At 59.0% G+C, this 12,983-nt stretch carries 10 protein-coding genes and 1 pseudogene; 7 read left to right on the top strand and 4 right to left on the bottom strand.

Annotated elements, in window-relative coordinates:
• Positions 1 to 141: 141 nt before the first annotated feature.
• Positions 142 to 1,335, bottom strand: a complete 1,194-nt coding sequence (locus A3AI_RS0131915; protein ID WP_036050198.1) for an FAD-dependent monooxygenase — start codon at positions 1,333 to 1,335, stop codon at positions 142 to 144.
• Positions 1,336 to 1,663: 328 nt separating this feature from the next.
• Complete coding sequence (locus tag A3AI_RS43775; RefSeq protein WP_084801088.1) at positions 1,664 to 2,155, bottom strand: septal ring lytic transglycosylase RlpA family protein; 492 nt, start codon at positions 2,153 to 2,155, stop codon at positions 1,664 to 1,666.
• 696 nt (positions 2,156 to 2,851) lie between these two features.
• On the opposite strand from A3AI_RS43775, the gene A3AI_RS0131925 reads away from it, so the two are divergent.
• The 3 genes from A3AI_RS0131925 (at position 2,852) to A3AI_RS48900 (ending at position 6,650) form a co-directional block, all read left to right on the top strand.
• On the top strand, positions 2,852 to 4,897 hold the full coding sequence (locus A3AI_RS0131925) for an NAD(+) synthase (protein WP_024519470.1): 2,046 nt from the start codon (positions 2,852 to 2,854) through the stop codon (positions 4,895 to 4,897).
• A 532-nt stretch (positions 4,898 to 5,429) separates the two neighbouring features.
• Positions 5,430 to 5,813 (top strand): cupin domain-containing protein, encoded by a 384-nt coding sequence (locus A3AI_RS0131930; RefSeq protein WP_024519471.1) that lies wholly within the window; start codon positions 5,430 to 5,432, stop codon positions 5,811 to 5,813.
• Positions 5,814 to 6,494: 681 nt separating this feature from the next.
• A complete protein-coding gene (locus tag A3AI_RS48900) occupies positions 6,495 to 6,650 on the top strand; it encodes a hypothetical protein (RefSeq protein ID WP_198030254.1) in 156 nt (51 codons plus the stop codon).
• Between the two features lie 300 nt (positions 6,651 to 6,950).
• Here A3AI_RS48900 and A3AI_RS0131945 read toward each other — a convergent pair whose 3' ends face one another.
• Positions 6,951 to 7,163 (bottom strand): hypothetical protein, encoded by a 213-nt coding sequence (locus A3AI_RS0131945; RefSeq protein WP_156928031.1) that lies wholly within the window; start codon positions 7,161 to 7,163, stop codon positions 6,951 to 6,953.
• A 1,235-nt stretch (positions 7,164 to 8,398) separates the two neighbouring features.
• Here A3AI_RS0131945 and A3AI_RS0131950 point away from each other — a divergent pair.
• The 3 genes from A3AI_RS0131950 (at position 8,399) to A3AI_RS0131965 (ending at position 11,340) form a co-directional block, all read left to right on the top strand.
• A complete protein-coding gene (locus A3AI_RS0131950; RefSeq protein ID WP_024519473.1) occupies positions 8,399 to 8,668 on the top strand; it encodes a hypothetical protein in 270 nt (89 codons plus the stop codon).
• Positions 8,669 to 9,257: 589 nt separating this feature from the next.
• On the top strand, positions 9,258 to 10,010 hold the full coding sequence (locus tag A3AI_RS0131955; RefSeq protein ID WP_024519474.1) for an SDR family NAD(P)-dependent oxidoreductase: 753 nt from the start codon (positions 9,258 to 9,260) through the stop codon (positions 10,008 to 10,010).
• A gap of 565 nt (positions 10,011 to 10,575) precedes the next feature.
• On the top strand, positions 10,576 to 11,340 hold the full coding sequence (locus A3AI_RS0131965) for a molybdate ABC transporter substrate-binding protein (RefSeq protein WP_036050200.1): 765 nt from the start codon (positions 10,576 to 10,578) through the stop codon (positions 11,338 to 11,340).
• 213 nt (positions 11,341 to 11,553) lie between these two features.
• Here A3AI_RS0131965 and A3AI_RS45520 read toward each other — a convergent pair whose 3' ends face one another.
• The gene (locus tag A3AI_RS45520; protein WP_024519476.1) at positions 11,554 to 12,534 is read right to left on the bottom strand and encodes a helix-turn-helix domain-containing protein; all 981 of its coding nucleotides are present in this window, start codon (positions 12,532 to 12,534) and stop codon (positions 11,554 to 11,556) included.
• A 283-nt stretch (positions 12,535 to 12,817) separates the two neighbouring features.
• Between A3AI_RS45520 and A3AI_RS49490 the strand changes: the two are divergent.
• Positions 12,818 to 12,983: pseudogene (locus A3AI_RS49490) on the top strand (IS110 family transposase); the annotation flags it as partial.

The following is a 12,983-nucleotide window of genomic DNA, read 5'->3' on the forward strand; positions in this document are numbered from 1 at the left end:
ATGCTGCGCGAAAACGGTGAGATTGACCGGGCCTTGATTATTCTGATGGGCAAGTCGACTTGATGTCCGGTTAGGCCCAACTGCGGACGCGCCCCCTGCGATGCACAAACCGTTGCTGACGGCCAATTTCGGAGGTCGCTGCTAGATTGACCCCGAGTCATTGGCCGCCAAAAGCTCCTCTTTCGCGGCCTGTTCCGCATCGTGTCCACGGATCTGTCCGTTCGCCGACATCCACTTCGCCATGAAGCGGTCTCGTTCCGCCACATCCTCATACTCGGCGCGAAAAAATCTGCCAGTATCTCGGGCCAGAGCCTGTATCTGGCTCGTCCGCTGGAGCCTCGCTCTTTCGTAAGCCTGCAACCGCTTTGAGACGTCTTGCCGTTTGATGCCTTCAAGAACTACTGCGAGCGTGAAGCCATCTTCGATTGCTTGCGCGGCTCCCTGGCCGAGATGTGGCACCATCGGGTGGGCGGCGTCACCGAGCAGCGTCATCCGACCGACAGACCAATATGGCAGTGGTGCTCGATCATAAATGCCCCAGCGAAATGTCGAGTCGAGAGCGCCTATTGTTTCCAGCACGGGATAATCCCATCCCGCATATTCGGCGCTTAGCGCATTCAGATCACCTGGCGCCGTCCATGATTCCTCGGAGTCCAAATTGGTTGGGACAAAAGCGACCATGTTCATTAATCGGCCGCTCGACACCGGATAACACAGAAAACTGCGGCCTTTCCCGATCCATCTCGACATTCGACCCCCGATGTCCTTCGCCCAAGAAAGCTTCTCGGTCGGAATCAGGCCTCTGTAGGCCATGATCCCTTCACTCGATGGATAGGTTTTCAACCCGATCGCTTGTTGCAAGGCCGAGTGGATGCCGTCGGCCCCGATCACGACGTCCGAAATGACGGCCGCGCCGTTCGAGAACGTCAATCGCACGCCACCGTCTGCTTCTCTGGCCCCGGACAGGCGATGGCCCAAGTGGAGGGTGCCCTCTGGTTGGGCGTTGGCAAGCAGTTTCAGAAAATCTGCGCGATGAACATTGTAGCTCTGCACACCTGTCGAGGGGCTCGCCGACTGATTGATGAGCTCACCACCCGATGTCCTGATCACTTGGCCGGTTATCGGAGAACCTATTTTCTCGATCTCGTCCGTAAGGCCGATTCGTTGGAGCAGACGCGTCGCGTTTGGAAAGATGGAAACCCCCGCGCCAATCTCGCGCAGCTCGCCAGCCTGTTCAAAGATCGTTACGTCCAATCCGCGCGCCCGCAGGGCGAGCGCGGCGGTCAAGCCGCCGATACCGCCGCCGATGACGGCAACTCGAAGGTTCTCAGTCACCACGTTCTCCTGTTGGAACGTTGCCCAATTTTATGAAGTTCGTTTAAGACGCGTGGGTCGAGCATATAGGAAGCTGGCGGTCTTTGGGTGATCTGCGACGGCTAAAGTCTCTTACGGGTCTAAAAGCGCCGTTTAGCCGTCGGCCGATTACTTCCGGTCTACCCCAGGGCAGAAGGCGACATCTCGGGCAAGAACCTGACTATTCGATTCGCCGGCCAACGCCTTGCCGCCGGAGTGGCATCGCCTCACAGATGGCAGCAGCGAGCAGGCCATCGAGGCTTTCCCAGTGTTCAGGAGGGCCGTGCTCTACCTCTTTCGCGTGCGATGTTCAGCCAATTGGTCCAGGGATCCAATAGTCGCCGGACAGCGGTCTAACTGTTACGCCATAGATCACCCCGAGCTGCAGGCTTGGATCGAAATAACGCATCGTCCGCTCATTGAGGTCAATGATGCGGCCAGGCGTTAGTGGCCCCACGTCATTTATCTTGACGATGACCTTCTTGCCCTCAGCCTCGACGAGGGCATATTTCGGCCTCGCGCCATATTGGACCCCACCAAATTTCTGACGCAAGCTCGTCTTGATGGCAGCCGCCCAGACAGAGGGATCATAGCGCTCACCAGAGGCTGTGTTGCGTCCGCCCTCCCGCCATCCGGGCCGGAACGGGTTGTACATGGATGCTACGCCAACGATCGGATCCCCTGAAGCGGCATCGACGACGGCGTTTGAATCAACTTCACCGATTTCGCTTCGAGCAGCGGTAACAGAAACGGCAAGTGCAACTAGGGCGCCGCAGATTGCGGCGCTCGAGCGGAACAGCATTATAGCTCCTTGTCTGATTTTCTCGCTTATTCGGTCCCGATGCCGCAAAAAAACGGCCAAGCGAACGCGGGGCGTTCAGGAACTTGCGCCAATTTTTTGCGGATTCGTGCCAATCCTGGCGACGGAACCGGTTGAGGGAACCACGGCGGTCCCCACACAGTGCTCTTTAATGTCCCACCGACTAAGACAGAGATTGCGTCAGCAGCATGACTGAATAGAGCTTGCATAGGCGTAGTCAGAGCAGCGTCCGATGGCCGCTTTGGGGCCATTAGGCAACATATGGACCGCCGCATACTGCACTCTTATTCAATCATCTTGTCGGCTGTCAGCAACAAGGTCTGAGGGACCGCAAAGCCGAATGTCCAAAGCCAAGTGTCTTGGCGGAGTGTCTTGGCGGAGTGTCTTGGCGGAGTGTTGCGGCCCTCAGTCCACCTGAGCTTCTGAAATGAAACGCCGCGATCTCGGCCTGTGCTTCCGAGTCGTTCTAAGCGTACCCCATCAACAGCCGGCCGGTGCAGCGGCCGCGCGGTATCCGTCACGCCAAGAGAATGCAAGAATCGCCGCCTCGCCGGCGGCTGAATGATGTGCAGGGCAGCCAATACTTGTTTGGCCCCATCAACGAAGGCAGGGCCCTTGCGCCCTTCACGCACAATGCGCAATGTCCCGTGATCTGGCCGCAAGAGGTGTCGAACCACGATGAGCTTTCACTCGATCTATCGCCAAGGGTTCGCTCGCATCGGAGCCTGCGTGACCGTATCCGTCGTGGCCAACCCGACCGCCAATGCAGCGGCCATTCTTGAGGCGGCCCGGACATGCCACGACAAGGCGGTGGCGGTCGCGGTGTTTCCGGAGCTTTGTCTGTCGGGCTACGCGATCGAAGACCTGCTGATGCAGGATCCGCTGTTGGATTCGGTTGAGCGCGGACTCGCTGCCATTGTGCAGGCCTCCGCCGAGATCATGACCGTCCTGATCGTCGGCGCTCCCTTGCGATTCGGCGCGCGGCTCTACAACTGCGCCGTGGTGATCCATCGAGGAACCGTCCTCGGAGTCGTGCCCAAGACTTACCTGCCGACATACCGTGAGTTTTACGAAGCGCGCCACTTCGCGTCTGGCGCGGGAATTGCGGACGCGGAGATTGCAATCGACGGGACATTGGCACCGTTCGGCGTCGACCTGCTGTTTGAGGCGGTGGATGTGCCGGGCCTGACGGTCGGCGTGGAAATCTGCGAGGACATGTGGATCCCGGTGACGCCAGCGTCCGAGCTTACGCTCGCTGGAGCGACGGTGCTGGCCAATCTCTCGGGAAGCCCGATCACCATCGGCCGGGCGCGATCGCGGGCGCTTCTCTGCCAGTCCTGCTCGGCGCGCTGCCTTGCGGCTTACGTCTATGCCGCCGCGGGTGCGGGCGAGTCGACAACCGACCTTGCTTGGGATGGCCAGACCGCGATCTTCGAGAACGGCGTGCTGCTGGTGGAGGGCGAGCGATTCAAGCAGCGCGGTCAGATCACCCTTGCCGATATCGACCTCGATCTGCTGCGTCAGGAGCGCGCTCTTATGGGCACGTTCGACGACAACAGGCGCGAGCAGGAGAGGCGGGCCGACAAATTTCGCAGGGTCGCGTTCTCGCTCGAACCTCCACTCGGCAATATCGGCCTGATCAGGACGATCGAGCGTTTCCCCTTCGTGCCCAGCGACGCGGACCGGCTCGAGCAGGATTGCTACGAGGCCTACAACATTCAGGTTGCCGGTCTCGTCCAGCGGCTGCGCGCGATCGGTGCGAAGCACGTGGTGATCGGCGTCTCGGGCGGCCTCGATTCGACCCACGCGCTGATCGTCGCCGCCAAGGCCGTCGACCTTCTTGGCCTGTCTAGGTCGAACATCCTCGCTTACACCATGCCTGGCTTTGCGACCGGCAGCGAAAGCAAGAGCAATGCGCTGGCGCTGATGCGCGCGTTGCAGGCGACGTCGCAGGAGCTCGACATCAGACCCACCGCGACCCAGATGCTTAGGGATATCGGCCATCCCTTCGGCCGCGGCGAACCGCTTTACGACATCACCTTCGAGAATGTGCAGGCGGGCCTGCGCACCGATTACCTGTTTCGGCTGGCCAATCATCATGGCGGCATTGTCCTCGGCACGGGTGACCTGTCCGAGCTCGCGCTCGGATGGTGCACCTACGGTGTCGGCGATCAGATGTCGCACTACAACGTCAATGGCGGGGTGCCGAAGACGCTGATCCAGCACCTGATCCGCTGGGTCATCTCGTCGCGGCAATTCACCGATGAGGTTGCCGCCACGCTTCGTGCCATTCTGGCCTCCGAAATCTCGCCCGAGCTGGTGCCGGTCGAGGCGGGGGAGAAGCCGCAGAGCACGGAAGCTGCTGTCGGGCCGTACGAGTTGCAGGACTTCAATCTGTTCTACACGCTGCGTTTCGGCTTTCGGCCGTCGAAGATTGCCTTCATGGCTTTTCATGCCTGGAAGGATGTAGCAGTGGGCGCATGGCCGCCTGGCTTTCCGGTCGACAAGCGGCGCGCCTACGACCTCGCCGATGTCAGGCGCTGGCTCGAGGTTTTCCTGCGGCGCTTCTTCGCATTCAGCCAATTCAAGCGGTCGGCCATGCCGAACGGCCCGAAGGTTTCGGCCGGTGGCTCGCTGTCGCCGCGCGGCGATTGGCGCGCGCCCTCGGATGCAAGTGCGGCCGCATGGCTGGAAGATCTCGAGCGGAACGTGCCGAAAGCGTGACGGTACGGACATTGAAGCGTTGGCTGTTGGCGGTGTTAGCGCCGATTGCGTGATGTGGAAAATCTGTCACCCGTACACGCGGGAGCCAAAATCCGATAACGCCAAATGATCATAGCTCCGCCCGGCTCCCGCTGGGCGGAGCCTTTGGATGATCCGCACTGGAGATAGCCCGACCGCTCTCCCGCTTCTTGACCAAGATCGGCTTGAGTAAGTCGTGCATGCGGCACGGCTTGATCTCGGCGATCGTGAGCTGGCCGATCGGTATCCCGCGTGTGCGGATTTTGCTGTGGACCGGTTGGAGCTGCTAAACCGCTAGTGACGTCCCACCCCCTACCCATAGGAGGGGCGCCTTCCTTTAAGCGCAGGCTCGTGCTGAAGTTGCCGGGACCGTTGAACGCTCCGGCTAGAGCAACACGGCGTTGAAGCCGTGTCGTGTAATGGGCGTGCGAGACAGCGGACTGATCGCCGTAGCTCGTGGAAAGCGACTGTGTTTTAATTGTTTCGTTTAAACACTCAAATCATAGGCATCACCATGTTTAGATATGCAGCCAGTGCCTTCTTAGTTAGTTTCATCGTTTCTACTGCGGTGCACGCTCAATCAAGCAAGCGTACCGAACTAACAAAGGGCGAACTAACCGGCAAAGACATGCAAATAATCGTGGGTACTGTTGAGGTCCCACCGGGAGCATCGGGGGTCCTACATACCCATCCGGGCGAAGAAGCCTATTACGTCATCGACGGAGCTACGGCTGTGTTGCCCGACGGCAAGCCGCTTATCTTCGAACCGGGTACAGCCAAGATTAACGTTCGGGACGTGCCGCACGGCGCATTCACTGTCACTGGTGACAAGACGCTGAAGCTTCTTACGGTACACATCGTGGACAAGGGAAAGCCCATGATGATTCCGGTGAAATAAAGCCGACACGCTTTACGGATAAGGAACATTCCATGAAAACTTTTTTTGCATCCGCCATTCTGTTCGTGACTTTCGCGTCCCCGCCGAACCCCGCCGACGTTGGGCACCAGCGGGGAAGTGAATTACTGAATAGCGTGTGTCGTGCAGGGTAGGGCTGTCAGGATTTAAAGACCTGACCGTGGAAATATCAACGCCGTGCTGAGAGCATATTCAACTCAGGCGGCGTTGTTACTCGTCGGCGCTCTACCGCTTCAGCCGTCAGGCACCGCAAAGCTTCTACGTTCCACTGCGGCTATTGCGAATGAGTCGGGAAGAATTTGACTATCAACAGGAGGCGCACTCCGCCATGAGGATGGCAGTCGGTCGCCTGTGACTATGAGCAGCTGCAATGGGTGCGGCTTGCCCTGGCGTGGCCAATCTTGGCCAAGACAAGACGAGCGATGCGCCATCGACGCGGTGTACGACCCGCGCGCCCAATAAAAACCCGCCGACGTTTGGGGGCGCCGGCGGGTACCAGTAACGCGTCGTCGCGGGCTTCCAACTTCGCGACACCATCACTTAGCGCAAGAGCGGTTGAAATCCAGTTACCGCCTCATCCGAGATGTCAGCTTTTGTGTGACCTACTGCACACAGCTCTCTTCGCATCGCGGGTATGATTCCAGCATTAACCTGGAGTCCTAGATGACCCAAATTGCTCATGCTCTTTCCCGCGTAACGGGCCGCGAAATTGAAGCCGAGTCACTCAAGCCGGTGCTCATTTTCTCTGCGATCGGCTTGGCTGTCTCGCTGCTGGCGATGCTGACCTACGGCTTGGATCTAAGCCCCGGATTTTTCTAGGGCGCCGATCAAAAAACCGACGAGCCTTTCCAATTTTTCGAAGAAAATTGCAAAAATAATTATGTTCAAAATTGTTGCCGCTATGGTCGTGGTTGCTACAGCTAGCGTGCTCCTCACGACGTTTGCACCAGATTTCAGCGCCGATTTGACTCTCGCCGCGATGTCGTTCCTTCAATAACCCGGTTAGAGCCCCGCCGTTGCGTAAGACCGGCGGGCGTGTTCGCTTATTGCCTCAGCCTCCTGGCGATGTGTCGCCAGTCGCATGCGGGTCCGCTTCCTTGTGCGATCGGCGCCGGCGCTTCATGGCCCGCGCTCCTCTATGATCTCGCGTATCTCGATCGTAGCCGGGGCTTTCTTGAGGATATGGCCCTTGCCCTCGAGCAGCCACTCTGCATTCACTCCATGCCGCTCACAGAAGTGCCCGATCTCTTCGTGCTTCAATTTCAGCACCGGCTTGATGTCCTCCTCGGTAAGGTCTCGGGCTGCGGCGACGTCCCTGATGTGCGGTCGCATAGCCTCGTTGAATTCTCGTCGACGCGCCATCGCTTCGCTGTTGTCTCACCGCACCGGGTGCGCGGCAAGGAACGCCTCATTCTCCGCGATTGCACGTTCGATCCGCTGGTATTGACACCGGTAGAGCGATGATCCCCGGCGGCAAGCGCGGCTTTCTTAGAGGCAACGGCGCGACCATCCGGAACGAGGAGTGCTGGCCATGACAGGGAGCAATACACACCACCCGGAAGGGACGCATATGAGCGGTACTCCGGAAAGAAGGACCGAGACCAACCGGGACCTCCGGGATCGAAACTGTCGAGATAATCCTATCCCAATTTCGCAGTCGTCGATCGCTCAGACCATTACGGCGGTCGCGCTTCTTATCAGCAAAAGTCGGATTTGGAGAAAGGGGCCCGCGCAACCACCTCATGCGAACCAGATCTGCAAGCAGAGGCGGCCCGATGCCCCACACTTGGGCGCTGTCTACAATGCACGTCGATGCCGAAGACCTGATCGCCCCCGTTCTGGTGTGCTCGGACCGGCTGAGTCCTCATCCTCTAAGCAATGAGAAGGATCGACGGTGATGAAGACCCGTCGACCGTAGCTTTTCGGCTTTCGGCCGACCACACCAAAACGCGAGATATTGCAGTGCCGTTTGGAGGAGGGGATGTCCGCCGATGCAGGACGCGCCGCTCTAGGCTGAAGCAGACAGTCGCTGCGTTTGGAACGTCTCATGGCACAGGGAACGATATGGTGCGCGGACAGGTTGTTCGTCTGATCGATCTCGTCGCATCCGTTGCGATCCAGTGACTGTGAGCAGGCCCGTTCCTCCATCGTTCTAGTCGTGGTGTCTCTCGACGGTGTGGACTTTGTCCGAACTATGCTGTTCCACGGGTTTAGTTGGAACATCGAGTCAGTACGTGAAACAGGTGGAACACCTGGCCCAGCGCTTCACGTCGCAGGCGCGCATAGCCGTTGGGTGCTCCACTCGTGGGGGACCGGTGGGGTAGCGGAGCGAACAAGTAGATAACTCAGGGGACTGCTCTTGGCTTACCCAGATTTCGTCTCTCATGTCGGCCTGTGGCCCACACCGACGAACTCCGGCGATCATCCAGATGTCGGCTTTCAGGGGGTAGAGCGGAAATACCGGTAAGGCGGCGCAGCCGACGAACCCCTGCTCTTGCTTTTAGCCAACCCCAGAAATTACTACTATTCCATTTGGCTCAATTCAGCCGACCGTACAGGAGACGCCAATGACAACCCTGTTCGTTAGACATACTGTGGCCAACTACAAGGCTTGGCGCAAAGTCTACGACGATTTTGCGCCCGTCCAGAAAGCAAAGGGCGTGACGGCTCAGGTGGTGTACCAGGCGGCCGACAATCCCGACGACATCACGGTGACCCACGATTTTGCAACGGACGAAGCTGCACACGCCTTCGTCAACAGCGAAGAGCTCACAAGCGCTATGCGGAACGCTGGCGTTGTTGGCTCACCGACAATCTGGTTCACCAACAAGGTATAGCGTAACAACATTGTTTCCCGCGGACGGGGCTGCCTTTTCAAACTCGATGCCGCGAGATCTGGTTACTGGGCGGACCCGTCGGGTTATGGCCCCGTCGCGGCCAAATCCAGCGTGCGTCTTCACGTCGGCTGTCCGGGGTAAACCCGACATGGCAAGGGCGACGCCAAATAGACGCGATTGACCCATTGCGGAAGTGGTCGGCTTTAAGGCGAGCGCCAGGACCTTCGCTCCGCGCTACGCAGACCATGACAGACCAAGCGATTGCGGGTCGGCTTAAGGCCCTCGCCGACGACTACCAGCGGCCCGCTGAGAAAGCTTCGGATGTTGATGCGGCGAAAGCATTGGCTCGATTGGCTGCCAGCGCAGAACGCGAGTGGCGGATATGAGCTGATGGGCAGCCCACCCTGCAGAAGAAAATGCTAGTGACGTCGGGATGACGAGCGCGCGGCCCAGTCACGAGCTCTTTACCGCCTCCACAGCTTCAAAGTTGGCGCTGAGATACTAGGTGCGATGCAATGATGATTATCATCTTATAGCGGACCCGTTCTCTAACTAGAGCGCGAGCGAGCTCAGTGTTCGAAGGAACATCATGTCGAGGCTTGAAGGGAAAATCGCTGTCATCACGGGGGCAAACTCAGGCATCGGACTGGCGACCGCCAAGACGTTCGTCGCCGAGGGCGCAGCCCGGGTTTATATCACTGGCCGCAGGAAGGCCGAGCTGGAGGAAGCGGTAGCCTCCTTGGGCGCGCGCGCCGTTGCGGTCCCGAGCGACGTCACCAAGCCCGCGGACCTCGACCGCCTCTACGATCTCGTGAAGACCGAGGTCGGACACGTAGATGTCGTATTCGCAAATGCAGGGTTCGCAACCCTTGCTCCGCTTGGCAGCCTGACCGAGGACCACGTCGACGCACTCTTGAACACCAACATCAAGGGCGTGATCTGGGTGGTCCAGAAGGCGCTGCCGCTGATGGGACCGGGCGGCTCGATCATCCTCAACGCGTCGTTCGTCGCCAGCAAGGGCTTTGCCAACTGGAGCATCTACAGCGCGACGAAAGCCGCCGTCCGCTCCTTCGCCCGCACATGGTCGTCAGATCTGAGGGGTCGAAATATCCGCATCAATGCCGTAAGCCCCGGGGTAATCGAGACGCCCGGCCACGAGAAGACGGGCGTCACCAAGGACGAGCTCAGCAGCTTCTTCAGCTATTCCGCGAGCGTCACCCCTCTCGAACGAACCGGTCGTGATGACGAGGTCGCGAAGGTTGTCGCCTTCTTGGCGTCCGACGAAAGCAGCTTCGTGACGGGGAGTGAGATCTTCGTCGACGGCGGGATCGCCCAGGTCTAAGGGCGGACCGATCCGTCATTGCGGGATCCCGTGCGCCCTTGAGCGCCAAGGCATCGGCCGCGGGATCCTGCCACAGAGAAGGAGCACAGCCACCATGTCTAACGAGATGCAAGGAAAGCACCTCGACATTCTCCGGCAGTGCGTCCCCTCTGCATCACGTGTTACCTATCAACGACGAAGTTCATTCTCGCGATCAACCTGAAGACCACACTGCACTCGGCCTCGAAATGCCTGCCGCATTGGTCGCACGCGCCGACGAGGTGATCGAATAGTATCTCAGCTTTTGCTGCGCCGCATGAGTCCGGTTGTGGCCCCGTTTGAGACATGCCGACTGACACTGAAAATGTCTGCTCATCGGGGTGAACCGGAAGTGTTCGGCGGGCGGTCAGAGCGACGCGATTGACCCATTTCGACGTGTAACCGTCAGATTTGCCGCAGCGTGATGAACCTCTTCCGACCGGCTGACTTTGGTCACCCTGAATTTTCCCGCATCCGCCAAATTGAGGAGGCGACCGGTTATTGAAGTATGCTAAAGCTTGGCAGAGTGTCCACGGGGAGACCCTGGGTGAAGAGAATTGCCGTTCTAGCTTCGATCGCCGCTGTGTTGCTGTCGCTGATACCAGTGGCGCGGGCCGACGAGTTAAAGGTGCTTAGCGCCGGGACCATGCACTTTGCGTTGAAGGATGTGGGCGATAATTTCACGCGCATGACCGGCACGAAACTCGCGCTCACCTTCGGCGGCGCTGGAGGCGTGAAGACAAAAATCGAAAAGGACGAGCCCGCCGATGTCGTAATCCTGCCGAAGCCGGATATCGCGGCCCTCGTCAAAGCGGGGAAGATCGCCCCGGATTCGGTGCACGATATCGCGCTCACGGAGTTGTCGATCGCAGTGCGCAAAGACCAGCCGAAGCCGGATATCCGTTCCCTTGCGGCCGTCAAGGAAGCCCTGCTAGAAGCCAAGACAATCGCGTATTTCGGTGCGGCATTCGGCGGTGCTGACGGCGTCCTTGCCGAGCGCGACTTCGCCCGCCTGGGCATCGCCAATGAGGTCGCCGCCAAGGCCAAGCTGTGGAGATCGGTCGAGGAGGTGATTGCCGAGAAGAACGCCGATCTGCTCGTCGGCTGGCAACCTCCGCTTCTATCGAAAGCGGCGGATTACGAGTTTGTTGGCCCTCTGCCACCGGAATTGCAGGATCCTGAGCATTCCACCTGGACCGCCGGGGTGGCCACCAGATCCGTCGACATTGACAGGGCGAAGGACTTCACCCGGGCGCTCGCTTCGCCGGAGAGCCTCAGAGTCTACAAAGCCAAGGGGTATGCCGCCCCTTGAGCGGACAAATTGATCCGAACCGGACAGCGGGGCCGCCGCGAGGCGGCCTTTCTGTTTGTTGCAACGCACTTGGTCGCTATTGGCCCGTACCGACAAAATCCAGCGATGGTCTGCATGTCGGCTATCCGAGTGTAGGCCGGACCTAGCTGAGCCTCGGGAAACTCGATGCAAGTGACCCGAAGTGGACACGCCGTCTTACCGCCTCAACCTCTTTCATACGGCCGAAACAAGGGATGATGGGCGATTCAGGCTGATTGCGGTCCGATTTGCTGGCCGCCCCAATGTCTTCGAGGGTGGTTCTCCGAACAGGGCACGGTATGCGACCGAGAAGCGGCCAAGCTCCCAAAAGCCGTGATCGGTGGCAATGCGCGTAACGGTCACCGTGGACGGCTCCGCATGCAGGAGTGCCCGACGCACGAGATGCATACGGCGAAGAGTAAGGAAGCGGATCGGCCCCATGCCCAAATGCTCCTCGCAGTAGGCGCGTAACGTGCGCTCGGCGACACCGAGCGCAGCGCAGATTTCTGTGAGATAAAGCGGTTGGTCGGGATGTGCTTCCAAATACGCCTCGAACCGCGTCATGACCGCTTCGTGGCGCTGGCTTCCCCTTGTGGTCTCGACGCTGGCACCCTCAGCGAGACACCGCACCATAACGTGAACCAGTTGTTCTTCCAATGCCCGGCATACTTCCGGCAAATCCAATATGTCGGCGACGTCGCGCGCCAATTGTCCGGCCGACTGATGGAGTTTCAAAAGGCGCGACATCAATGCTGGACTTGGTCGAACGACAAGTTCGTTCGAGAGATCATGCCCTATAACAGCCTCGGTAGCGGTAATGAGTTCGTCGATTGGGAGGGACATCGCGCCAACCGAAAGATTTGAGTCCGCGACCTGATGAACTGCGTCCGACTTGTTGATAATGATGTCGCCAATTGTCATCTTCGTACCGCAATAGCGGGCTGAACTCGGTTCAGTCAGAAAGTTGATCATCGTGCGGCCAGGATCGAGAGTGGCTGCGCTGACTTGCGGCACGGAAATATTATACCGCGACATGCGGAGCCGGTTAAAACCAACTTGCGTGATGTCGGCCTGAAAGCTTCCTTTCGCGGTGGGTAATATTTCGACGTCACCACCCTCGAACGCAGTCCTGCAAAGCAGCGGATCGCTGATCGTGAGCACTCTGTTCCAGGGCATTTCTGGCCTCCCAGACGCAGAAAGGTCCATCGTGACAAGTTAGACCAAAGTGTCGTGGGCCGTTCGGTGATCGGCGTCAGGCCCAAGCTGCCGCCGCTGTCAAAGGCAATGGTGTCACCCTATCGCGATCACCGCTTCCAATCAAATATAGTGGCAAGCATCGCGTCTAAAATTGCCCAGCTATCGACTTCTGCTCTTGATGCTGTGGACGGCTCCTCCACGGGCACGAGAGTGCCAAGGAGTGGGCGCCGTTTGAGGCTCCCACGATTCGGAGGAGCAGCCTATGCAGTCAATTTCGACGATCGGTCTGGATATCGCGAAGTCGGTCTTTCAATTGCACGGCGTTGATGCAGCCGGCCAGGTGGTCATACGCCGTCAGTTGAAGCGCCGGCACGTCCTGGCGTTTTTCCAGAAATTGCCGCCATGCCTGGTGGGGATCGAGGCTTGCG

Origin of the sequence: Bradyrhizobium sp. Tv2a-2 (assembly GCF_000472425.1) — a bacterium.
GTDB lineage: Bacteria > Pseudomonadota > Alphaproteobacteria > Rhizobiales > Xanthobacteraceae > Bradyrhizobium.